The sequence below is a fragment of the Pseudomonas sp. P4795 genome, from assembly GCF_048822895.1.
Taxonomy (GTDB): domain Bacteria; phylum Pseudomonadota; class Gammaproteobacteria; order Pseudomonadales; family Pseudomonadaceae; genus Aquipseudomonas.
The window spans coordinates 188397-211047 of the sequence record NZ_JBMFBT010000008.1 but is presented as its reverse complement, the minus strand read 5'-3'; the positions used below and the strand labels follow the sequence as shown (position 1 = coordinate 211047).

At 58.8% G+C, this 22651-nt stretch carries 17 protein-coding genes; 3 read left to right on the top strand and 14 right to left on the bottom strand.

Features of this window, described 5'->3' with window-relative positions; all coding sequences use genetic code 11:
• Positions 1-76 precede the first annotated feature (76 nt).
• From ACOI8A_RS22450 to ACOI8A_RS22410, 9 genes are all read right to left on the bottom strand, one after another.
• On the bottom strand, positions 77-1438 hold the full coding sequence (locus tag ACOI8A_RS22450) for a TolC family outer membrane protein (protein ID WP_420651513.1): 1362 nt from the start codon (positions 1436-1438) through the stop codon (positions 77-79).
• A gap of 2 nt (positions 1439-1440) precedes the next feature.
• Positions 1441-2790 (bottom strand): HlyD family type I secretion periplasmic adaptor subunit, encoded by a 1350-nt coding sequence (locus tag ACOI8A_RS22445; RefSeq protein ID WP_420650738.1) that lies wholly within the window; start codon positions 2788-2790, stop codon positions 1441-1443.
• Positions 2787-4574, bottom strand: a complete 1788-nt coding sequence (locus ACOI8A_RS22440; RefSeq protein WP_420650739.1) for a type I secretion system permease/ATPase — start codon at positions 4572-4574, stop codon at positions 2787-2789. Before ACOI8A_RS22440 ends, ACOI8A_RS22445 begins: the two co-directional genes overlap by 4 nt.
• A gap of 204 nt (positions 4575-4778) precedes the next feature.
• The gene (locus ACOI8A_RS22435) at positions 4779-5207 is read right to left on the bottom strand and encodes an AprI/Inh family metalloprotease inhibitor (protein ID WP_420650740.1); all 429 of its coding nucleotides are present in this window, start codon (positions 5205-5207) and stop codon (positions 4779-4781) included.
• 92 nt (positions 5208-5299) lie between these two features.
• Entirely contained in the window at positions 5300-6766 is a 1467-nt protein-coding gene (locus ACOI8A_RS22430) for a serralysin family metalloprotease (protein WP_420650741.1), read from the bottom strand.
• Positions 6767-7256: 490 nt separating this feature from the next.
• On the bottom strand, positions 7257-8342 hold the full coding sequence (locus ACOI8A_RS22425) for a polyamine ABC transporter substrate-binding protein (protein ID WP_420650742.1): 1086 nt from the start codon (positions 8340-8342) through the stop codon (positions 7257-7259).
• Positions 8343-8398: 56 nt separating this feature from the next.
• Positions 8399-8743 carry a cupin domain-containing protein gene (locus ACOI8A_RS22420; protein ID WP_420650743.1) on the bottom strand — a complete coding sequence of 115 codons (345 nt, stop codon included), beginning with the start codon at positions 8741-8743 and terminating at the stop codon, positions 8399-8401.
• A 30-nt stretch (positions 8744-8773) separates the two neighbouring features.
• Entirely contained in the window at positions 8774-10180 is a 1407-nt protein-coding gene (locus ACOI8A_RS22415) for an NAD(P)/FAD-dependent oxidoreductase (RefSeq protein ID WP_420650744.1), read from the bottom strand.
• Between the two features lie 51 nt (positions 10181-10231).
• On the bottom strand, positions 10232-11047 hold the full coding sequence (locus tag ACOI8A_RS22410) for a helix-turn-helix domain-containing protein (RefSeq protein ID WP_420650745.1): 816 nt from the start codon (positions 11045-11047) through the stop codon (positions 10232-10234).
• A 263-nt stretch (positions 11048-11310) separates the two neighbouring features.
• Between ACOI8A_RS22410 and ACOI8A_RS22405 the strand changes: the two genes are divergently transcribed.
• The gene (locus ACOI8A_RS22405) at positions 11311-11583 is read left to right on the top strand and encodes a DUF1652 domain-containing protein (protein ID WP_420650757.1); all 273 of its coding nucleotides are present in this window, start codon (positions 11311-11313) and stop codon (positions 11581-11583) included.
• Positions 11584-11639: 56 nt separating this feature from the next.
• Here the strand turns inward: ACOI8A_RS22405 and ACOI8A_RS22400 are convergent, their stop codons facing one another.
• A complete protein-coding gene (locus ACOI8A_RS22400; RefSeq protein ID WP_420650746.1) occupies positions 11640-14114 on the bottom strand; it encodes a UvrD-helicase domain-containing protein in 2475 nt (824 codons plus the stop codon).
• A 281-nt stretch (positions 14115-14395) separates the two neighbouring features.
• On the opposite strand from ACOI8A_RS22400, the gene ACOI8A_RS22395 reads away from it, so the two are divergent.
• Positions 14396-15091: a pirin family protein gene (locus ACOI8A_RS22395; RefSeq protein ID WP_420650747.1), complete on the top strand. Its 696-nt coding sequence runs from the start codon at positions 14396-14398 to the stop codon at positions 15089-15091.
• Between the two features lie 66 nt (positions 15092-15157).
• On the opposite strand, the gene pgm is transcribed toward ACOI8A_RS22395, so the two are convergent.
• From pgm to ACOI8A_RS22375, 4 genes are all read right to left on the bottom strand, one after another.
• Positions 15158-16804 carry a phosphoglucomutase (alpha-D-glucose-1,6-bisphosphate-dependent) gene (pgm, locus tag ACOI8A_RS22390; RefSeq protein ID WP_420650748.1) on the bottom strand — a complete coding sequence of 549 codons (1647 nt, stop codon included), beginning with the start codon at positions 16802-16804 and terminating at the stop codon, positions 15158-15160.
• Positions 16805-16880: 76 nt separating this feature from the next.
• On the bottom strand, positions 16881-18311 hold the full coding sequence (locus tag ACOI8A_RS22385; RefSeq protein WP_420650749.1) for a PLP-dependent aminotransferase family protein: 1431 nt from the start codon (positions 18309-18311) through the stop codon (positions 16881-16883).
• A gap of 49 nt (positions 18312-18360) precedes the next feature.
• Positions 18361-19815: a hypothetical protein gene (locus ACOI8A_RS22380; protein WP_420650750.1), complete on the bottom strand. Its 1455-nt coding sequence runs from the start codon at positions 19813-19815 to the stop codon at positions 18361-18363.
• Between the two features lie 548 nt (positions 19816-20363).
• The gene (locus ACOI8A_RS22375) at positions 20364-21386 is read right to left on the bottom strand and encodes a zinc-dependent alcohol dehydrogenase family protein (RefSeq protein WP_420650751.1); all 1023 of its coding nucleotides are present in this window, start codon (positions 21384-21386) and stop codon (positions 20364-20366) included.
• 270 nt (positions 21387-21656) lie between these two features.
• On the opposite strand from ACOI8A_RS22375, the gene ACOI8A_RS22370 reads away from it, so the two are divergent.
• Positions 21657-22571, top strand: coding sequence for a LysR family transcriptional regulator (locus tag ACOI8A_RS22370; RefSeq protein ID WP_420650752.1), 915 nt, complete (start codon positions 21657-21659; stop codon positions 22569-22571).
• Positions 22572-22651 lie beyond the last annotated feature (80 nt).

The following is a 22651-nucleotide window of genomic DNA, read 5'->3' as shown; positions in this document are numbered from 1 at the left end:
GCTGCGATCTTTTGATCTTGTTTTCAAGATCAGAAGCAAGATCAAAAGATCGCAGCCTCCGGCAGCTCCTACGGGATCAGAGGCGTTTGCCGAAAGCTTCGTCAACGCGGGCCAGATCCTGCTCGCTCAAGGTCCCCGCGTAGTAATGCAATTTGGTCCACGCCATCAGATAGTCGTAGCGCGCCTGCGCCAGATCGCGGCGCGTGGTGAACAGCTGCTGCTCCGCATTCAACGCATCCAGATTGACCCGCTCACCGCCAAGAATGCTCTGCTTGGTCGACACCACCAGCGCCTCGGCCGAACTCAGCGCCTTTTGATAAGCGCGCAACTTGTTCACCCCCGACAGACAAGCGCTGAACTGTCGCCGCAGCTCGATCAGCGTCTCGCGCGTCTTGCCGTCCAGCTCATATTCAGCCTGTTCCATGGTGCGGCTGGCCTGGCGCGTCGAAGCCGACACGCCGCCACCGGCATACAACGGCACGTTGACTTCAAAACCAATGGTGTTGGTTTCATAGCGTTGGTTGTAGGTGTTGCCGCTTTCCGATTCGTTCTGGCGCAACGACGCATAGGCGCTGACCTTCGGCAGATGCCCGGCGCGGTTGCGTTCCACTTCATAACGCGCAACTTCCACCGCTTGGCGTTGCGACGCCAGGTTCGGGTTATTGGTGATCGCCAGTTCGTGCCAGGTGTCGTAATTGGCCGGCAGCAGCGCGAACGTCTGGAAGTTCTGATCCAGCGGCGCGAGGTCGTTGATGTCGACCGCAGGCACGCCGATCAGTGCTCCAAGTTCACGCAGCGAGGCGTCTTGCTCATCACGCGCCTCGATCTCCTCGGCGGTCGCCAGTTCATAGCGCGACTCGGCTTCGAGAATGTCGGTGCGCGTGCCCTCGCCTTGCTTGAACATGTGCTCGTTCTGCTGGAACTGCTGCTCATAGGCCTTTTTCTTGGCCTGAGCGATGTCGATCTGATCCTGCGCGAACAAGGCCTTGGTGTAGTTATCCAGCACCCGTACCAACAGTTCCTGACTCTTGCCGCGAAAGTTCTCGTCGGCGAACAGCGACTGCGCGACGCCTTTGCGATACGCGGCATACGCCTCGTAGTCGAGCAACGGTTGTTGCAGGGTCAGGCTCGATCCGTAACTGTTGTAGTTGCGTTTGTCGGTGTCGTTGTTGCGTGCGCGCTCATCGAGCGAGGTGGCTTTTGATGAGTTGCGGCCCTTGTTGTAGTTGTAACCGAGTTTGGGCAACAGCCCGGCGCGGCCGATGGCGCGGTTTTCCAGACCGGCATCACGCTCCTTGATCGCACCGAGGAACACCGGGTCATTGCGCAACGCCTGTTCGTAAATCTCGAACGGCCCCATGGCCGCCAGTGCACTGTTGCCCGCCAGCAGCGCGAACGCTGCCGTCAGCATCGAAAACTTATTCATACAGCCGAACATCCTTATTCTTCGGTCAACGCGGAGCCGGCCCGATCGAGCAGCGGTTTGAACAGGTAGTTGAGCAGTGACCGTTCGCCCGTGCGCACGAACATTTCTGCCGGCATACCCGGCTTGATCACCAGACCGTTGAGTTTTTCCATGGCCTGATCGCTGACGCTGCTGCGCAACACGTAATACGGCGCGCCGGTTTTCTCGTCGATCATCTGGTCGGCGGAAATCAGGCTGACCTCACCCGGCACGCGCGGGGTTTTGCTCTGGTTGAACGCGGTAAACAGAATGTCCACCGGCAAGTGCGGCCCGACCTTGTCGATCAGGTTGATCGGCAAATGCCCCTCGACTTCCAGACGCGTGCCTTGCGGGACGATTTCCAGCAGGGTTTCGCCCTGCCGCACCACGGCGCCTTCGGTGTGCACACCGAGATTGACCGCCACACCGTCGGAGGTAGCGACAATCTCGCTGTGTTGCAGGTCGAAACCGGCGGAGGTCAGTTGCTCGGACAGGGTCACGCTTTTCAACTGCGCTTCGGCCAGTTGCGTGCGCACTTCCTTCTGATATTCCTCGCTGTGCTGTTGCAGTTTCAGGCGCGACTCGAGGATGCCCTGCTCGACCCGGCCACTTTCACCGGTGTTCTCCGCCAGTTGCTGCTGCACTTGCGACAGCTGACGCTGGTAATCCATCAAGCGGTTGCGCGGGATGTAGCCGTTGTCCGCCAGCGGTTGCAGATTGCTCAACTGCTGTTGCAGCGAACTGGCCTGAGCGGTCAGGTCGGTGCGCGCGCGGCGCATGCCGGCGAGTTGCGCGGTGGCGCCTTCGATACTCGCGCGCAGTCCGGCCTGCTCACGGTAAAACGCTTCGCGGCGGCTGCTGAACAGTTGGCGTTGGCCTTCAAGCACCAACGCCAGACGCGGATCCGGGTCATTGCTCAACTCGGCCGGGAAAGTCACTTGCTTGAGGTTGTCGCGCTCGGCTTCCCAGCGCGCCTGACTGGCCCACGCCATGCGGTACTGCGCTTGCAGCGATTGCACATCGGCGGCGACCTGAGTCTGGTCGAGGCGGAACAGCGGCTGGCCCTGTTTAACGATTTCGCCTTCGCGCACCAGAATCCGGCTGACCACGCCGCTGCTCATCGACTGCACGGCTTTACGCTTGCCAGAGACTACGACAGTGCCTTGCACCGGAATCCCCTGATCCAGCGGCGCCAATGCCGCCCAAGTGAAGAAGCTGCCGGCGCCGACCACCGCCAGTATCCAGCCCATGCGTGCGAAAAATTTCGCGTCGCGCTCCGGGCGCTCGGTGATGTAAGCGTGTTCCATGGTTGCTTCGTTTTCAGTGTTCATGCGTGCGCTGGTCATACACCCGAATTCCTTGTCGAGGGCTGGTACTGCCGGCTCATGCTGAGCCCGCCCGGTGTTTGCGCAGGTTTTTCCCGGGATTGCTCACGATGTTGTTCCTGATTGCCGGACAACGCTTTGAGCACGTCCTGACTCGGGCCGAACGCTTGCAGACGCCCGTCGTTGAGCACCAGCAACTTGTCGGCCTGGGCCAGTACCGAGGAACGGTGCGTCACCAACACCACCGTGGTGCCTTGGGCCTTGAGTTGCACGATGGCGCTGGACAACGCGGCTTCGCCGACCGTGTCGAGGTTGGAATTGGGTTCATCCAGCACCACCAGGCTCGGCGTGCCATAGATCGCACGGGCCAGGGCCACACGTTGTTTCTGGCCGCCGGACAAGCCGCTGCCGTCCTCGCCCAGTTGTGTGTCATAGCCTTGCGGCATACGCAAAATCATTTCGTGCACGCCGGCCTGCTGCGCAGCGGCCACGACTTTTTGCGGATCAGCGTCGCTGAAACGCGCAATGTTCTCGGCGATGCTGCCGCTGAACAGTTCGATGTCCTGCGGCAGGTAGCCGATGTACGGGCCGAGCTGGTCGCGATTCCAGCGATGGATGTCCGCGCCGTCCAGCCGCACTGTGCCGCCGAGGGTTGGCCAGACGCCGACCAGTACTCGCGCCAAAGTCGATTTGCCGGAGCCGGAAGCACCGAGTACGCCAAGCACTTCACCCGCCGCCAGATTGAAATTGACCATGTGCAGAGTCGCCGCGCGCTGCCCCGGAGGGCCGGCGCTGACTTGTTCGAAGGTGATCTGGCCTTTCGGCGCCGGCAGTGCCATGGCCTCATCGCTCGGCGGATACGCTTGCAACAACGAATCGAGACGACGGTAAGCGAGCTTCGCCCCGCTCCACTGTTTCCACACGGCAATCAACTGGTCGATCGGGCTGAGCACGCGGCCCATCAGGATCGAACCGGCAATCATCATCCCGGCAGTCATGTCACCCTTGATCACCAGCAACGCGCCGAGGCCCAGCACCAGCGATTGCAGGCACAGACGCAGGGTTTTACTCAGGGAACTGATCACCGCGCCAGTGTCGCTGGCCTGGTTTTGCAGACCGAGGAAGCGCGAATGCACCTGGAACCAGCGCTTGCGCAGCGCACCGAGCATGCCCATCGCCTGAATGGTTTCGGCGTTGTGCAGGTGACTGGTGGCCAGTTGGCTGGATTTCTGCGAGAAACCGGCGGCTTCGCCCAGCGGTTTTTTGGTCATGTATTCGTTGAGGCACGCCAGCGCGATCAGCAGCAGCGCGCCGGCCGTGGCGAGTACGCCGAGCCAGACGTTGAACAGGTAAATCACAAACAGATACACCGGGAACCACGGCGCGTCGAAAAACGCGAACAGCGCAGGCCCGGTGACAAATTGGCGGATGTGCGTCAGGTCGCCCAGCGACTGGCCGGCGTTGCCCTCGCCCTTGAACAGGTTGCGCTCGAACGCGGCCTGGTAGACCCGCAGGTTGAAACGCCGCTCCAGCTGACTGCCGATGCGGATCACGATGAAGCTGCGCACCACTTCCAGCAGGCCGATAAACGCGAAGAAACCGACGACCATCAGCGACAGCATCACCAGCGTGGTTTCGTTCTGCGAAGACAGCACGCGGTCGTAGACCTGCAACATATAGATAGAGGGCACCAGCATCAGCACGTTGATCAGCGCGGTAAAGCAGCCGACGCTGATCAGGATGCTTTTATAGTCACCCAATGCCTTAAATAAGGGAGCAGTGGCTGGGGCCTTCGCCATCTTCATTGTTCATTCCTGAAAAATATTCTTCGCCACTCTCTGGCGCGTCTTCGATTAATAGTCCGTGCACCGGGCGCGGATGTACTGTGCAATGGTCCGCTTACACTTTGATAACAACTTCGCGGATCAACTGCGGCGTCAGCGTTATCGCAGTCAGGCTTATAACTGCAGCGAGGCTACTTATATAAAAATCTGCAGCGATTTTGCTGTTCAGGGCTGTTGCGCAGCACGTTGCAACGTAATAACCAGACCCGACTTCAAAGTGCTCAGATAAAGCCCATCACGTTGTCGGCTGAAGAACTGGATTCTTGAGCCTTCCTTGCCGGTAATGGACAAACCATCGGGATCGGGAAACCAGCCGATTGGCGTTTGTTCAAGCCAGGCGCCCAGGCACTCGGCGCCTTTGCCCAGCGTCTGGTTGGATTCAAGTTCAATCAGGCAGGTATTCGACGGTTTGTCTTGTTGCGCCTGGGCCTCGGGCGGTTCATCGCGGGCGGTCAGGGTCGCTTGCCACTGGCCGGCAAACATCGATGGGTCTTCAAGTCTGAGGCTGCTTGCCATGGTTGTTGCTCCAGAAATCGTCATCAGCGTCGGCAATAGCCATAGCGCTGCCTTGTGCGTAAAAGCGCGTAGGGTCATGGGAAATTTCGCTCCGGTGCGTAGCCTTGCGTACAGCGCAGGGCGATGCAAGTAAAGAAAGCGGCGCGTGTGCGCCGCTTTCTGCCTTCACATCAGGCCACGATGTCGCTCAGTGCTGCCTGGCCCACGGTGCTGACCTGGAAATCTGCCGAGCCATGCCCGGAGAAGTCCACCGACAGCAGGCTGTTGCCACCAGAGTTGCTCAGCACCGCATCACCCGCCGCGCCGGTGAAAGCGCTGACGAAGTGCAGACCCGCACCTTTGGTGATCCCGGTCAGGTCGATTTTGTCCAGACCGCTGACAAAGTCGAGGATCTGATCGATCGCACCAGGCTTGGAATCGGAGCTGGCAGCGAACACAAAGGTGTCCGAACCCGCGCCGCCCCACAGCTTGTCGGCACCGCCGGCGCCCCAAAGGATGTCATTGCCTGCACCACCCTTCAGTTCGTTGGCTACGCTGTTGCCAATCAGCAGATCGTTGCCCGAACCGCCAATCGCGTTCTCGATGGTGGCGCCCTTGGCGATGGACACGTTGCCCACCATGCCGCCAACGTCGGAGAACGAGGCTTCATTGAGGTTGATCTTCTGGTTCTGGGTGAACCCCGAGAAGTCCAGAGTATCTTTGCCGCCTGCATCCCAGACCGAGAACACCACTTTGTCGGACGACGACGATGCGCTGAGGAAATCGCGACCGGCGTTGGAGTTGAAGCCGTAAGTGGTATCACCGGTACGGGTGGTCAGGTTGGCCCCGTAGAGTTTCTGGATCGCTGCGATGTCATCCATCAGCGGGCCGGAGGAATAAGCTTCCACGCCGCCCTTGCTGAAGTTCTGACTGGTGTTGTTTTCGCTCCAGTAGCTCATGACGCTGTAACCGCGGGTGTCTTGCCCGTAGGAAGCGTCGTTGTAGGTCGGGTTGCCATTGCCGGCGTTGTAGTCGCCCGGGTGCGCGAGGCCCAACGAGTGGCCGATCTCGTGGGTCAGCGTCTGACGGCCGTAGTTGTTCAGCTCCGGGTTTTTGTTCTGCGTGTAGCTGCTGTTGATCAGGTACCACGAGGTGCCGTCATAACCGGCGCCGGACCCTGGTAGATAGGCGAACGCTGCCGCGCCAGCCTGGCCGCCGCTGTAGTTGCCGAAGGTCATGTGGCCGTCACCGCCGGTGGCTTTCTCGGTGAAGGTGACATTGGCCACATCGGCCCAGGACTGCATGGCGAGCTTGGCCTGGGTTTGCTGTTGAGTACTGAACTGACTGAACCCGGTGATCCCGTGCTTGTTCATCGTGCTCGATGAAGCAGAAGTCAGGAACGTGTAGGTGAGTTCGATCTTGCCGCTGCCATCCTTGTCCTGGTAGGCAGCGCCGTCGCGCAGCAACTGAGTTGCGGCCTGGTCGACGGAAAAGGAGGGTTTGCCATTGACCGTGAGGTTGCCGCCGCGATCATACTGATGGCTGAAGCTATTGATCTGGTTATACGCCGTACTGGATGCAGCCAGTGGTTGCGGCGCCGCACCCAGCAGAAAAGCCTGTTCGGCGGTATCAATAGCGTTCGTTTTTATTTTCGACATAAACACACTTCCTTGTTTAGCAAATGGAACAGTTTTTGTCAGATAGCAACAACCCCTGGCGAGATTGTCCTATCACTCGCCCAATGAAGGCGTAAGAAACCTGACACAATTTGAAATCTACCGTCTAGTGATTTTTCGATATCAAATTGAACTGTTCCGGAAAAGTCCCGTAAACAAAGGGTATAGCGCCGAAAGATTGTCGTAAGTTTGGTACCTTTGCCTAATTGTCTGACGATTTTCTATTTAAATATTAAATATGGGTAAGTTGTTTTTTGTCGGTCATGTCTCACTTTATGCAGGTGCCAGTGCATTGATATCACCTACTTCAGAACAATATCCCCACCCCTGTAGGAGCTGACGAGTGCAACGAGGCTGCGATCTTTTGATCTTGTTTTTAACAATCAAAGTCAAAAGATCGCAGCCTCGTTGCACTCGACAGCTCCTACAGGAGGAAATGCGTGGATCGGCGTTTTAGCCGGTTTCGGCAGGCTTAGCTGCCGGTGCGGATCTTGTTCCACACCCGCGTACGAATCCGGTCGATATTCAGCGGCATGGCTTCGAGCGCGAACAGTTTGCTCATCATTTCCGGGCTCGGGTAAACCTTGGTGTCGTTCTTGATCGCCGGGTCGATCAGGCTGTCAGCCTGTTCATTGCCATTGGCGTAGTGCACATGGTTGCTGATGCCGGCCATTACATCCGGGCGCAGCAGGTAGTTCATGAACGCGTAACCGGCCTTCTCGTCCGGTGCATCGGCGGGCATGGCGACCATGTCGAACCAGATCGCCGCGCCTTCCTTGGGGATCGAGTAACCAATTTCTATGCCGTTCTTCGCTTCCTTGGCGCGGTTTTCCGCTTGCAGGATGTCGCCGGAGAAACCTACCGCAACGCAGATGTCGCCGTTGGCCAGGTCGCTGGTGTACTTCGATGAGTGGAAATAGCTGACGTACGGCCGCACCTTCATCAGCAAGGCCTGGGCCTTTTTGTAGTCTTCCGGATTTTGGCTGTGGTGCGGCAAACCGAGGTAATTGAGGGCTGCGGGCAACAATTCCGGGCCATTGTCGAGGATTGCCACGCCGCACTTCTGCAGTTTCTCCATGTATTCGGGCTTGAAGATCAGGTCCCAGGAATCCAGTGGCGCGTTGTCGCCTAGTACTTCTTTGATCTTGGCGACGTTATAGCCGATACCGGTGCTGCCCCACAGGTACGGGAAGCCGTGTTCGTTGCCCGGATCATTGGTTTGCAAGGCTTTGAGCAGCACGGGATTGAGATTTTTCCAGTTCGGTAGCTGGCTCTTGTCGAGCTTTTTCAACGCTCCGCCCTGAATCTGCCGCGCCATGAAATGGTTGGACGGGAACACCACGTCGTGGTCGGATTTTCCGGTCATCAGCTTGCCGTCGAGGGTTTCATTGCTGTCGTAGACGTCGTAGGTGACGCCGAAACCGGTGTCCTTCTCGAAGTTTTTCGTGGTGTCCGGCGCAATGTAGTCGGACCAGTTGTAGACCTTGACCGTCTCGGCCGCGTGACTGAGTGAGGCGACCAGCAGCAGCGGCGCCAACGCGAGGGTTTTCTGGATCATGGGTCGATTCCTGTAGGGGTTATTGTTGTTTGGCAGGCAATCAAAGATCGAAACAATCAGAAAATCAGGACGTAGCTCTTGCGCACGGTCTCCTGGATATCCCAGATACCAAGCGTATTGGCCGGCAACATCAGTGCGTCGCCACCTTGTATGTGCAGGGTTTCGCCGCCGCCGTCCGGGGTGAACGTGCAACGCCCGGAAATGAAGTGGCAGAACTCTTGCGCGGTGATCTGCCGGCGCCAGCGGCCCGGGGTGCATTCCCAGACGCCGGTTTCAACGCCGTCGTCGCGCTCGACGCTGGTGGTCGAGGCAATCGCTACCGGCGTGCCGAGCGGTACGGCCACGGGATTTGATTCTTCCAGTTGCAGGCTGGCGGTGTTCTTGAATTGGGTGATGCTCATGGCGTTACCTGTGGTTGGGGAAAACAAGGTTCAGTGCATGAAGCCTTCCATGAATCCGGCCACGCGACTGGCGAGTTTGCGCCGCCAAGGTGCGGTCGCCGGATTGGCCAAAGTCTGGTCTTCGTGGACGAAGCTTTTGATGATTGCGTTGTAGCCGAGCCAGCGGCATGGCTCCGGCTCCCACGCTCTTAATGCATGAATCCCGCCGTCCGCCAGCACCCACGGTTGCTGCACCAGCTCGGTATCGCGCTCGAGGATCAGGTCGGCCAGGGTGCGGCCGCCGAGATTGCTCGCGCCAACGCCCTCCCCGCCATAACCGCCAGACAGCGCAATGCCATTGGCGCGATCGCAAAGCATGTGCGGCTTGAAGTGCCGCGACATGCCGAGGTTGCCGCCCCAGGCGTGGGTGATCTGCACGTTCTTCAGTTGCGGGAACAGTTCGCCGAACAGATAGCGGCGTAGTTGCACTTCGTCCTCGGTCAGGTCGAAGTTGTGCCGCAGCTTGCCAGCGAACTGATAGCCGCCGCGCGCGCCGAATATCAGGCGATTGTCGGCACTGCGCTGGCCGTAAGTGACCTGGCGGCTGAACTCGCTGAAAGCCTGGCCGCGATTGAGGCCGATTTCATCCCAGGTCGCCGGTGACAGCGGCTCGGTCGCGACGATCAGGCTTTGCACAGGCAGTTGATAACGACCCAGCGGCGGCGTGGTTACCGAATAGCCTTCGACTGCCGGGACAATCCAGCGACTGCGCACGCTGGCTTTGTCGGTGCGCAGGCTGCCGGCCTGCCAGTGCGTTACCGGGCTGTTTTCGTAGATCTTCACCCCCATGGCTTGAACGGTGCGAGCCAGACCCCGCACCAGTTTCGCCGGGTGAATAGTCGCGACGTGCGGCGCGTAAATCCCGCCGTAAGGCTTGGCGATGCGGATCTGCTGCGCCAGTTGCTCGGGACTGAGCCAGCGGTAATCGTCGTCGGTCAGGCCTTGGGCGTGCAGTTTGTCGAGGTACTCGCGCAGCGCGGTTTCCTGCTCCGGATAGCGTGCAGCGCAATAGAGGACGCCGCCCTTGCGGTAATCGCAGTCGATGCCTTCGCGTTCGAGGACGATCTCCACTTCGTCGGGAATGCTGTGCAGCAAATCGAAAGAGGCGCGGCGTTGTTCTGGCGACAATCCGGCGAGTAGACGATCCTCGCCGAGCAGATTGCCCATCAACCAACCGCCGTTGCGCCCGGAAGCGCCGAAACCTGCGGTCTGCGCTTCGATGATGGCGATATCCAGGCCTGGCGCGAGTTTTTTCAGGTAGTACGCGGTCCACAGGCCGGTGTAGCCGGCGCCGATGATCGCCACATCGACGTCCAGATCGCGCTCCAGCGCCGGGCGCGCGGTCAGCGGCTCGTCGAGTTGATCCATCCATAAACTGATAGTGCGCCACGCCGACATGCCAGACCCCGCCAATCCGTTCTTCGTTGGCGTCGATCCTAGTGCGTCAGATCAAGGGCTGTCTTGCGCGCGTGTCCGCAAAGAAATTTGTTTGGCGTAGGCCTTGGGTGACTGGCCGGTGTGCTGGCGGAAGCAGCTATAGAACGCCGACAGCGAGTTGAAGCCGGCAGCGAAAGCCAATTCATCGATGCGCAGCGGCGGCGTGGCGCTGTCGAGCGAGTGCAGCAAATGCTGCAGGCGCGCCTGATTGACGTAGCGGTAGAAGCTCTGGCCCAGCACTTGATTCAGCAGGTAGGAAATCTGATTGCGGCTGTACCCGCACTCCTTCGCCACTCGCTGCAGATCAAGCTCCGGGTCGAGATACGGTTGCTGGCGCTGGAAGTATTGCTGCAGATCCTCAGCCATGAAGCTCAATTGACGTGGCGACAGGCCCAGTCGGCTGACTGCCGGGCGCTGGCTTGGCGCCGTCGGGCTGGCGGATGGCGCTCGCACCAGTGAAGCGTACTCGTTGACGCGCCAGATCAGCCCGTCCTTGACCGTGATCGCCTCACTGGAACGAAACGACACCAGGCCGTTACCGCCACGCAACGTCACCTCGTATTGTATGAACGCGGTATTGCCATCAAGGCGAATGCGGTCGCAATGCTCCAGCGCTTCGTCCGACTCGCGCGGCATGCTCACGCGCACGTATTCGCGTAACTCAGCGAGGCCGAGCACGCGGTTCTGGAAGAAATCGTTGTACTGGATGTCCGGGTGATACAGCGCCATGACGCCGTCCAGATCGCGGTGTTTCCAGCACAGATGATAGCGCATCACCGTTTCGCCCGTGGCCCGGGTTTGTTGCGGGCCGTCATCATCGGCGTGCATAACGTGGCTCGGTGAAAAACACCGAGCTTGCCCAACTTCGGCGCGCGCAGCAACGGTCAATCGATAGTGGCTATTTGGTTGGGAATACGCTGTGCGTGATGTACATCAAAAAAATCCGCTCAATCGCCAAATCGACTGAAAAATCTCACAGGAAATTCACATCCGGGTGCTATTTTTAATGGCAATCACCGGTTGAGCCAATGAAGGCTCTTCCCACCTACCATGAGCAAATGGAAGCGCTCGATGAAGAAGGCGGGCAACACATGAATAAAGGCTCAAGCAAAGTCACGTTTCCCAACGCTTGCCAGCTGATGCGCTGGCATTTTCATCCCGTGGGATTCGAAGCCACAATGGACGCGCCGGGCAGTATGGTTGCCCGTCTGTTCGACCGTGCCAGCGGCGAGACCATGATCGCCATCGCCGGCATCCCGTGCGCCACGGTGATGAATGCTGCGGATGTCGAACGGATAATTGAAGCCGTTGAGGACGAGCTGGAGACGTTTATTCCTCCAGCAAGTCTCAGGAGTTACGCATAAGATCCTGATTTATAAATAAAAGCCCGCTTGATGCGGGCTTTTTAGTAGGCGCAGGTTCAGGCAGTTTTCTTCTCGGGCCGATGGTCGGCGAAGAATGCCTTGCCTCCCGCCACCCGGTCAGAGGCGCGCGGCGTGTTCACCGCTTGGGTGTCTTGAGGTTCGACGTACCAGTAGCAATGGCTGACTGCGCGGGTAATGCCGACGTAGGCCAGGCGCAGGATTTCGTCCTTTTGCGCACTGTCGTACGGTTCGCTGTCGCCGGCCTTGCCCAACCCGGCCATGCGATAGACCTGGTTCTTGTACGGTGAACTGGTCAGGTGCTGGCAATCGCCGAGCAGGAATACTGCGTCAGCCTGTAAGCCCTTGGCGCTGTGATAAGTCAGTTGTTTAAGGCGTCGGGCGTCGTACGGCAAGCTCGAATCCACATTAACTACCGACTGAATATGCTTTTCTATCAACAACTTGTCGCTACTTTTGCGATAGAGCATCAAGATTGAATCGCCCCGATTGTAGTGCTCGGCCAGGCGCTGGCCGAGCGCCTGGTCATCACGTTCCAGCACGTTGACGGGATGCAGTGGCTTGTCCTCCCCACTGGCCTTGGCCTTCTTGCCGGGAATTGCTGGCGCCGCACGCACTACGTGTTCTGCCGCGTCGATGATGTGCTGATGGCTGCGATAGTTATCGCTGAGCATCACTCGCGTGGTGCTCGGTGAGGAAAATTCCTTGTTGAACTCCATGAAATAGCTGGGCGAACTGCCGCGCCAGCCATAAATCGACTGCCAGTCATCGCCCACGCAAAGCAAGGATGAGTGTTGCGCGCCGCGCCCGACGTGCATGGCCGGGCCGCGGCTGCGGATTTCCGTAAGACTTGCGCGAATCCACGAGACGATCTGCGGCGATACGTCCTGAAACTCGTCGATCATCAAGTGCGACATCGGTCGTAGCAGCTCGTCGCTGAGCAGTTTGAGGTTTTCCGGCGAGTGCTCGCTGAACAACGCGAACATGCGGTTGTAGGTCATGACCGGTGGTTTCTGGTCGAGCAGATGATCTTCCAGCGCGCGCCAGAACAGGCTCAAAGCTTCGAAGAAAAACCGGTCCGGGTCGTCTTTGGCGAAGGTCATGCGACCAACGGCGTCCGGTACGTCCAGCCCAAGGTTTTCGATGAAGCCGGCGGCGGCGACAAAACAGTCGAGCAGCGGCGCGGAGGCCAGCTCACCTTTGACCTTGTAATCGAAGCCCGGACCGGCGCTGGCGTCGCCGGCCAGAGAGGCCAGAACACGCTTGGACGACTCGTAACTATCCATCCAAATCAGTGGCTTACGACAGAAAGCTTGAAACAGGGTGCGCTTGACGGCCCATTCTGCGCGAACCGTCAGCTTGGCGTTCGGGCGGCAAATCTGCGCGTTTTCTCGCGGATCGAAACCGAGCACTACCCACGCATCGAGACTCGGGATGTAGCCGTGGCTGTGGAATTTCGCGCCGTTGATGTCGAACGTCTGGCGTTTGGCTTCGATGCCTTTGACTGGCCAGGCACCGGCACGCAGCCACAGGTCCTCGATCACATCGCAAAGTTCTTCGTCGCGCTTGGCCGCCAGTTCGGTCACCGCCATGCGCTTTTGCACGTCCGGATGATCGCGCTCCAGTTCTTTGAGCTGCAAGGCATGCCGGGACAACGGCTGGATCAACTGGCGAAAACGTTCATCTTCACTGTGCAAGCGGTGATAGCAGGCATTCAGTTGCTGGCGCTGCGCGTCATTGATCCGCAGGTCGAAGGGATTGCTGTCGACATCTTCGTCAGCGCCAGGCGCTCGCAGGCTGAGGTTTTCGAAAGCCTGCAACCGCTCGAAGCCCGGCAGACTGCGCACCATTGGCAGAATGCGCGAGTGAAAAGTGCGCACCAGTTCGCGCGCCTGTTTTTGGCCGAGCGTGCGCCCCCACAACGCGAACAGTTCGATCAGCTTGTTGATGAAGTCCTTGCGCGACTCGCGGGTGAAGGTCACCACGGTCATCGAATCGAGTTCAAAGCCCAGATAGTGGGTCAGCAACAAAATGCGCAGCACCAGCGTGGTGGATTTGCCGGCGCCCGCCCCGGCGATCACCGAGGTTGACGGCGTGTCGCTGAAGATCATCTTCCACTGCGCAGCGCTGGGCTGAGCCTGGGCCGGCAGCAACCGGGCGACGTCGACTTTCATGCGTTTTTTCAATTCGGCGTTAAGCGGCAGGCGCCAGTCATCGAACAAATGGTTGTCGATGCCCGGCGGCCGATGCTCAGTGTTGCGGCTATCGCGAATCAACAGAACCTGGCGTCCCTCCTCCAGTCCATCGAGCTTGCCTTCCTTGTAGCCGTAATCGACCCCGGCAGTGTGCCCGCTGCGAAAGCCGTCCGCCTGGCCATGCAGCCACGAAGCACGGTGCTGGGCGCGCAAGCGGGTCAAGCCATGTCCAAAAAACCGCGCGGCCATGCGCTTGAACCAGGGCATTTCGGATAAAGGACGAAGTTCGGGAGGAAGATCGGGGGTGTGCTGCGCCACGCTGACGGACTCCGGGGGTTGAGGCTGTTGACGGCTATGGTGTCTGCATTTGCTTTTGAGTTCTAGCGAAATGCTTACAGGTCATTGGTTTAGGCGATGAACTGAATGTCGGCTGAGAGCGTTTTGGGTTGCTTTCATATCAACCAATTCGATCAGAATGCCGCATTTTTTACGCTTTTTGTCGATCTATGACTGATGGAAGATGCTCGCCATCAATCACCGGTTTCGCTTCGTGGCATCAGGCATCTACGCCCCATGACGGACCTTTTGAGGAGACGATCATGCTTGAACTCAGACCTTTCAACACCTTGGGCGGCGCCCATCACGGCTGGTTGGATGCCCATCACCATTTTTCGTTCGCTGAGTATTACGATCCGCAGCGCATGAGCTGGGGCAACCTGCGCGTATGGAATGACGACATCATCGCCGCCGGTACGGGCTTCCCGACTCACCCGCACCGCGACATGGAAATCATCACCTACGTGCGTGAAGGTGCGATCACTCACCAGGATAATTTAGGCAACAAGGGCCGCACTGAAGCCGGCGACGTGCAGGTCATGAGCGCTGGCACCGGGATTGCGCATAGCGAGTACAACCTGGAGTCCAGCGAAACGCGGATCTTCCAGATCTGGATTCTGCCAACCGAAACCGGTGCGCCGCCATCCTGGGGCGCCAAGCCGTTTCCCAAAGGTGAGCGCGAAGGTTTCGTCACGCTGGCCAGCGGCAAGGACGGTGATGATCAAAGCCTGCGTATTCGTGCCGATGCGCGACTGGTGGCGGCCAACATCAAGGCTGGGGAAACTGCCGAGTATCGTCTCGATGCCGGGCGTCGTGCGTATCTGGTGCCGGCGACCGGAGTGATTGAAGTCAATGGCTTGCGTGCGCAAGCTCGAGACGGCGTTGCAGTGGCTGATGAGCAAGTGCTGACGGTTACGGCCATTGAAGACAGCGAAATCGTGCTGGTGGATCTGGCCTGATCCGCTGAATCCGAGCCACAAAAAAGGGCGACCGTCATGGTCGCCCTTTTCTATTTCAGCGCGGATTTACTTCGCGCTGATCGCGCCGTCCACCAGGGTTTGCGCTTCGGCCACCAGTTGCTTGAGGTGGTCGTCGCTGATGAAGCTTTCGGCGTAAATCTTGTAGATGTCTTCAGTGCCCGACGGACGTGCGGCGAACCAGCCGTTTTCGGTCATGACTTTCAGACCGCCGATGGCTTGATCGTTGCCCGGTGCGTGGCTGAGGATGCTCTGAATCTTCTCGCCCGCCAGCTCGGTCGAAGTCACCTGCTCTGGCGCCAGCTTGCTTAGCAAGGCTTTCTGCTCAGGATTGGCCTTGGCGTCGACACGCACCGAGAACGGTTCGCCCAGCTCAGCGGTCAGCGCGTTGTACGCCTGACTTGGATCGCGACCGGTGCGTGCAGTCATCTCGGCAGCCAACAGGGCTGGAATCAGGCCGTCCTTGTCGGTGCTCCAGACGCCGCCGTCCTTGCGCAGGAACGACGCGCCGGCACTTTCTTCGCCGCCAAAACCCAGCGAGCCGTCAAACAGGCCATCGGCAAACCATTTGAAACCGACCGGCACTTCGTACAGACGACGGCCCAGACGCTTGGCCACCCGATCGATCAGACCGCTGCTGACCACGGTTTTACCGATGCCCGCATCAGCGCGCCATTGCGGGCGGTTCTGGAACAGATAATCGATAGACACCGCCAGGTAGTTGTTCGGCGCCAAGAGGCCACCGGACGGGGTCACGATGCCGTGGCGGTCGTGATCGGGATCGCAGGCGAAAGCAACGTCGAAGCGTTCTTTGAGGCCGATCAAGCCTTGCATCGCGTGGCTGGACGACGGGTCCATGCGGATCTGTCCGTCCCAATCGACGGTCATGAAGCGGAACGTCGGGTCGACCTGCTTGTTCACCACGTCGAGATCGAGGCGGTAATGCTCGGCGATTGCCGACCAGTAACGCACCCCTGCGCCGCCCAGGGGATCAACGCCCATACGCAGCTTCGCGTCACGAATGGCGTCGAAGTCGATGACATTGATCAGGTCGGCGACATAGGTATTGAGGTAGTCATGTCGGTGTGTGGTGCTGGCCTTGAGCGCCTGCTCGTAGCTGATGCGTTTTACACCCGCCAGTTTGTTGCTCAGCAACTCGTTGGCCTTGGCTTCGATCCACTTGGTGATATGGGTATCGGCCGGGCCACCGTTGGTAGGGTTGTATTTGTAGCCGCCGCTTTGTGGCGGGTTGTGCGACGGGGTAATCACCACGCCGTCAGCCAGACCGGTCGTGCGGCCACGGTTGTAGCAGAGAATGGCGTGGGAAATTGCCGGCGTCGGCGTGTATTCGTCACCTTCGGCAATCATTACGGTCACGCCGTTGGCCGCGAGTACTTCCAGGGCACTGGCTCCGGCCGGAGTCGACAGCGCGTGGGTATCAATGCCGACAAACAGCGGACCGGTGATGCCTTGGGCTTCGCGGTACAGGCAGATCGCCTGGCTGATGGCGAGCACGTGCCATTCATTGAAACTCAGCTCAAAGGAGCTGCCGCGGTGGCCGGAGGTGCCGAACGCCACGCGCTGGGTCGCAATCGAGGCATCGGGTTGGCCGGTGTAGTACGCCGTAACCAGTCGCGGGATGTCGACCAACAATTCTGCCGGTGCCGGTTTGCCCGCAAAAGGACTGAGAGTCATGCAAAACCTCTGAAATAGAGTGATTCAGGAAATTACGCAGCAGTTTACTGGCAGTTTGACCGCAGTGCGATGGGATCTATCCGACGCATGCCGGGTGTTTTTGCGGGTCGAGCAGCGGGGCCAGCCTGAGCGCGTCAGCGAGCAGCCCGACAAGTATTAACAACTCGTGCTCGCAACTGCCAATCGCGCTCAGGCGCATATGCTGCGCATACAGCCCTTGAGTGCTGAACAGCTCCCCAGGCGCGATCAAGACATGTTGCTGCAACAGTCGCTGGAACACCGCGCCCATTGCGACCGGACGCGCAGATCGCAGCCAGATAGTCGCGCCGCCCTGTGGCTCGACGATGTGTAACGCATCACCCAGACGCTCACGCAGTAACTCGATCAACAGCGTGCGGCGCTCTTTGAGCAGCCGCTTGAGCACCGGCAGATGCTGGTCGACGCGCCCGCTGGCGTACAACCGCGCGATGGCCTTCTGGCGGATCGGCGACAGGCGAAACGCGCGCAACAGAAAGTGCCGCTGTAAATCAGTGCGCCACTGACGCGACAGAACAAATCCGTACGGCGCTTCTACGCCGATGAATTTTTCGAAGGTGGAAAACACCAGCAGCCGATCGGGATCCAGAAGATCACGCAGCGGTTGAGCGCTTGCGTCGTCCACCAGCTCGCCGTAGCAATCATTTTCAAGCACCCAGGTGCCATGACGCTCAAGTAATTGCGCAATGGCCTGGCGGTTATCTTCAGGTACCCGACTGCCATGCGGCATGTTCAATCCCGATGACAGCAGGATCAAGCGCACAGGTTCGGTGGCCAGCAATCGCTCCAGCCGCTGTGGGTCGAGCGCCCCGCTCGCTTGCAGCGGCAGCTCAACGACGCGTACCTCGGCCGACTTGAGCAAGCGCAGGATCACCCAGTCGCACGGTGATTCGACTACAACGGTAGTCTTGCGCAGCTCAAGCACGGCAATCAGTATTTCCAGCACTCCACGCAGATCGGCCCCGATATACACATCCTCGGCGTGCCAGCATCGAGTGGGTGACGTGGTATAGCGGGCGGCGAGCAGTGTGCGCAGTTCCAGCTCGCCGCACGGTTGCGCGAGGATCTGTGGCTGGCGCGGATATTGTCGAATCAACTCCCGCTCGAGCATCAGTAATGGATTGTCCAGCGGCTGAATCGAAGCGGGATCGTCTGCGCTCAACACGCGCATACCCGGGCACCTGGTGTTGACGTAGACCGTTTCCAGCAAATCGCCGCCTCGACCCGGCGGCATGACCGTCGTTACCGCTTGCGCGAAATAGCCGGACTTCGCCACTGAGTAGACCCGCCCCTCCTTTTCCAGAAGTGCGTACGCGTACTGAATGGTCGAGACCGACACGTTCAAGCGCTCGGCCAGTTGCCTGAGTGACGGCAGGCGCAGATCACCGTTTGCGGATGGCTCGCTGATCAATTGAGTGAGGTAGCGATACACCGCCTGATAGGCGAAGTCGTGTGCTCGCGACGCTTTCATATGCCCGCCTGCGCAGGCATGGCCGCGAGGCCGGGCAAGCCGCTCACGCTCAACCTTCCGCCGAACGGTCAGCCCGGCCCGCCTGTGTATCCGGCGCTGCTACCGGAGTTGTCGTCTGCTGATCCATGCGGATGGGCCCCATGGCATACAGTCGAGCAATCAACCGCACCGGCAAGCCACTGACGTCGGTCATCCATTGTTGCACTTGTTCCGGAGCGTGCAGACCTTGCATGGCGCGATGCAGTTCCGGCATCGCAACGAGCATGCCGGGATGGCAGGTGCGCAGGAAGCGCTCGAGGCCTGCACCACCGTCAATAAACGGCGCAAATAACACGCAGACCATTTGCGACTCGCTGAGGCCAAAGTTTTTTTGCAAGGCAGATACCGCCTGCGATCTTTGTTCGGTGAAGTCGGTCAGGGTGCCGAATGTCGCCAGAAAACGTTCGCACATCTGCTCCGGCACTTGCTTTTGACGCATCGTGGCCAGACAGCCATGCAGATATTCAGAAGCGCCGGCGGCGTAGGTGCGACCGTTGACATGACTCGTCTGCAGGCCGTTCAGATAGGCCGCGATCATTGGATCGGGACATTCACCGACGCTCGGCTCGAGCATCAGCTCATCAGCCTGATACCCGAGAAATTCACTGAGCAGTGGCCAGCGCTCGTCCATCTTGCCCACCACCATGTCATGGATGCCCACGTAACTGGTGCGCCGGCACGCTTCGAAATGCCCAAACGGGCGCCATGGCGTACGCTCCGATTCCAGATAAAACTCCCGATAGCAATCGCCCCCCAGGTTGTCCAGCAGACTGAAAAGCTCATCAAACCCGACAGCATGGCGTTGCAGACCACCAATCCCGGCTTTCTGCGCCGCCCGATCCAGACCGTCGAGAAAACGCTCCTGACTGGCCAGCGTATCGCTGGTGACCAATGCGTCTACACCGTTATTCCAGCGAGCAACCTGGCCGTAGAATTCGGCGGTCGCCAGATACTGCTCATCCCATAATTGCAGTGTTTCGCTCCAGTCCCTGCGATGGCCTACCATCAGCAAATTGATGCGACCGGCGTCTCGCCCCTCCTCGCTCATCGGCACCTGGAGATCGAACGGCAGAATTTCGCGATGATCCGCCATGAGCAATTCGACTCGCGGATCGTCGTACAGAAACAGCGCGCTGAAACTGCGGTGGATGTTGTGCAACGCCGACGCCGGCATGCCGCTCCAGCGCAGCGCAGCGACTCGCAACTGGAAGGTCGCCGGTGCGCGTCCGGCGATGCTCAGCTGTGCAGCACGCAGCAGGGCCAGGCTGTAAGCGCTGTCACGAGTGCCGGATTGAATAGCCAGTACCTTGAATTCACCGATGCGCTCCATGCCGCCAGCGGCAACGGCCAGTCGCTGAATCAACAGCTGCAATGCCGTGCGTTCTGCGCGGGAAAAGAAACTCAGTAAACGTTGCAATACTTGCTGGTAGACATAGTTCATTGCCTGATCATGGATCGTGCTCATCGGTACTTCACCCGGTATAAAAAGTTTGATGTCGCGCCGCCCGCAGGACGCAGAGCGCGCAATCATTCATCAGTAAGTAATAGACGCTAAATGCTAACACTTAAGTTTTTGTAGTTATTTGAAACAGTTCAGTGCGAGTTTTTTCTGGTTTAACGTCGATACCGTGCAACCCATTGATTTTAAAGTGGTTCCAGAATGAAACAAACGGCCTAGGAAACCTCTTACAATGTCTCGCGCATAACGAGCACAAGAAAAAAAGAAGGGCTTACATGGCGATCCTACAACTTTTAAACAGAAGTTTGGGTGCTGCTGAAAAATAGCAGATTGATATCGCGCAGAGCAATTGAAGTGCACAGCCATCGCTCATTCCTTGAGATGAAAGTAGTCGTTCAATTATCAGTGTCTGGAGGGGGATTAGAAGATACAGATCGAGAGCAAAAACCAGTTCAGTTGCTGAACTGTCCCAAGCGCCGGGCCCGGGATTCTCGTGGGTGACAGGGGTTATGGCACAGGAGAGTCCGTGGGGCCACGGACTCTGGTCGGGAGGATCAGGCCGGCTCGACCTGCAAGGCTACCCGCTCGCGGCATGGGCATTCGTCCATGTAGCGGTGGGCTTCAACAAACTCGTTGAAGGGGAATACACGAGTTTTCAGCGGCAGCAGCACACGATCGGCCGTCAACTGATTGATATCGCGCAAGGCACGCTGCAAGGCGACGTGATCCTGAGTAATGCCCAGTTCCGGTTTGCCGGTGAAGTTACCGATGCAGTGCACGAAGAACTGAATATTCTTCTGGAACGCTGCGCAGGCCGGGAAAGGTGTCTGGTTACCACCCTGCAAGCCATACAGGACAAGGCTGCCACGCGGTGCCAGCACATCGCCGAGCAACGACATCTGTGGGCCGCCGAGGCCGTCAAACACGACATCGACACCACGGTTGTCGGTGATCTTGTTGATCCGCAGAAGCAGATCTTCCTCTTCGGTGACGATGACTTTCTCGGCACCCAGCGAAAGCAGGTATTCACGCTCTTCAGCGGTTTTAGTTGCGGCAATCACCCGCACGCCGAGCGCTTTGCCCAGCTGTACGAAGGATGGGCCGGCACAATGACTGGCGTCGGTCACCAAGGCAAACTGCCCCGGTTTGACCCGTGCCAGATCGACATAACCGAAATAGGCGATCAACAGCGGCGTGTAGTGCACGCTGGCTTCGATCGGGCTGAGCACGTCCGGATAACGGGTCAGCGCGGTACGAGGCAGGACAATCAGCTCGCCGTAAACCGGATAGTCGTTCGGGCTTTCGGCCGGGAAACTGGCAACCTTGTCGCCAATTGCCAGATCTTCAACGCCGTCACCGATAGCCGTGACCACACCGGCCATTTCATGACCAAGGCCGGAAGGCAGGCGAGCCTGGGACGAGGCGAGATTCTGACGCCAAAGCGTGTCGTACCAGCTGATGCCGATCGCTTCGACACGCACCTGCACTTCGCCAGGACCTGGCTGAGCGGCCGCATGCTCTTCGCATTTGAGCACCTCGGCCGGACCAAACTTGTGAAAACGGATCGTGCGGGACATCGCAAACCTCGTCAAAGTAACCTCTAATGCCCTGAACTCTATATGGGCTTTTCAACCAAGACCATCAGTGGCTATTAATAGTCGACATGCCTGTCATTGATTCCGCAGCAAGGACGGCACTGGCAAAAATGATGAACAAACTGCTGCCGCCCTTTCAGTAAAGCTGAATTTTCCGGTGCAGAGTACCAGCCTTTACCCGTAAGATTCATGCCGGCCATTGTTCTCATATGGCCGCTCTCGTCAAGCTTGATGACTCTGCCAGGACTCCAGATGAATCGTAATGACCTGCGTCGTGTCGACCTGAACCTGTTGATCGTTTTTGAAACACTGATGCATGAGCGCAGTGTGACCCGTGCTGCGGAGAAATTGTTCCTCGGCCAGCCGGCGATCAGCGCAGCGCTTTCACGCCTGCGTGGTCTGTTCGATGATCCGCTGTTCGTGCGCACCGGGCGCAGCATGGAGCCTTCTGCCCGCGCGGTAGAAATCTTCGCCCTGCTCTCCCCGGCCCTCGACTCGATTTCCACGGCCGTCAGCCGCGCCGCAGAGTTCGACCCTGCGACCAGCACTTCGGTGTTCCGCATTGGTTTGTCGGATGATGTCGAATTCGCCCTGCTGCCGATGCTGCTCAAACGCCTGCGCGCGGAATCCCCCGGAATTGTTCTGGTGGTGCGCCGCGTCAACTACATCCTGATGCCGGGGCTGCTGGCCTCCGGGGAAATCTCGATTGGCGTCAGCTACACCACTGACCTGCCGGCCAACGCCAAGCGCAAGGTACTGCGCCGCAGCGCACCGAAACTGCTGCGCGCCGACACCGTGCCGGGGCCGCTGAGCCTCGACGATTACTGCGCGCGTCCGCATGCGCTGGTTTCGTTCGCGGGTGACCTCAGTGGTTTCATCGATGAAGAGCTGGAAAAACTTGGCCGCAAACGCCACGTGGTGCTGGCTGTGCCGCAGTTCAACGGCTTGAGTACATTGCTGGCCGGGACTGACATTGTGGCGACCGTGCCGGACTACGCGGCCGATGCGCTGACGTCGGCTGGCGGTGTACGTGCAGAAGATCCACCATTGCCTACACGCACGTTTGAGCTGCACATGGCTTGGCGTGGGTCGCAGGATAATGATCCGGGTGAGCGCTGGTTAAGGTCGCGGATTCAGATGTTCTTCGGCGACCCTGAGAGTCTTTAGGTGTCGTCGGGCAGGCTGTTTAGTTGATCATTTCTGGCTTTTCATAGGTCATGAAGGCCCATTCACTTCAAGACTATTGC

Bases quoted from the DNA above. Each gene is read 5' to 3' on its own strand.
- ACOI8A_RS22450 (WP_420651513.1), bottom strand. From the start codon at position 1,438: ATGTTCGGCTGTATGAATAAGTTTTCGATGCTGACGGCAGCGTTCGCG.
- ACOI8A_RS22445 (WP_420650738.1), bottom strand. From the start codon at position 2,790: ATGACCAGCGCACGCATGAACACTGAAAACGAAGCAACCATGGAACAC.
- ACOI8A_RS22440 (WP_420650739.1), bottom strand. From the start codon at position 4,574: ATGAAGATGGCGAAGGCCCCAGCCACTGCTCCCTTATTTAAGGCATTG.
- ACOI8A_RS22435 (WP_420650740.1), bottom strand. From the start codon at position 5,207: ATGACCCTACGCGCTTTTACGCACAAGGCAGCGCTATGGCTATTGCCG.
- ACOI8A_RS22430 (WP_420650741.1), bottom strand. From the start codon at position 6,766: ATGTCGAAAATAAAAACGAACGCTATTGATACCGCCGAACAGGCTTTT.
- ACOI8A_RS22425 (WP_420650742.1), bottom strand. From the start codon at position 8,342: ATGATCCAGAAAACCCTCGCGTTGGCGCCGCTGCTGCTGGTCGCCTCA.
- ACOI8A_RS22420 (WP_420650743.1), bottom strand. From the start codon at position 8,743: ATGAGCATCACCCAATTCAAGAACACCGCCAGCCTGCAACTGGAAGAA.
- ACOI8A_RS22415 (WP_420650744.1), bottom strand. From the start codon at position 10,180: ATGTCGGCGTGGCGCACTATCAGTTTATGGATGGATCAACTCGACGAG.
- ACOI8A_RS22410 (WP_420650745.1), bottom strand. From the start codon at position 11,047: ATGCACGCCGATGATGACGGCCCGCAACAAACCCGGGCCACGGGCGAA.
- ACOI8A_RS22405 (WP_420650757.1), top strand. From the start codon at position 11,311: ATGAATAAAGGCTCAAGCAAAGTCACGTTTCCCAACGCTTGCCAGCTG.
- ACOI8A_RS22395 (WP_420650747.1), top strand. From the start codon at position 14,396: ATGCTTGAACTCAGACCTTTCAACACCTTGGGCGGCGCCCATCACGGC.
- pgm (WP_420650748.1), bottom strand. From the start codon at position 16,804: ATGACTCTCAGTCCTTTTGCGGGCAAACCGGCACCGGCAGAATTGTTG.
- ACOI8A_RS22385 (WP_420650749.1), bottom strand. From the start codon at position 18,311: ATGAAAGCGTCGCGAGCACACGACTTCGCCTATCAGGCGGTGTATCGC.
- ACOI8A_RS22380 (WP_420650750.1), bottom strand. From the start codon at position 19,815: ATGAGCACGATCCATGATCAGGCAATGAACTATGTCTACCAGCAAGTA.
- ACOI8A_RS22375 (WP_420650751.1), bottom strand. From the start codon at position 21,386: ATGTCCCGCACGATCCGTTTTCACAAGTTTGGTCCGGCCGAGGTGCTC.
- ACOI8A_RS22370 (WP_420650752.1), top strand. From the start codon at position 21,657: ATGAATCGTAATGACCTGCGTCGTGTCGACCTGAACCTGTTGATCGTT.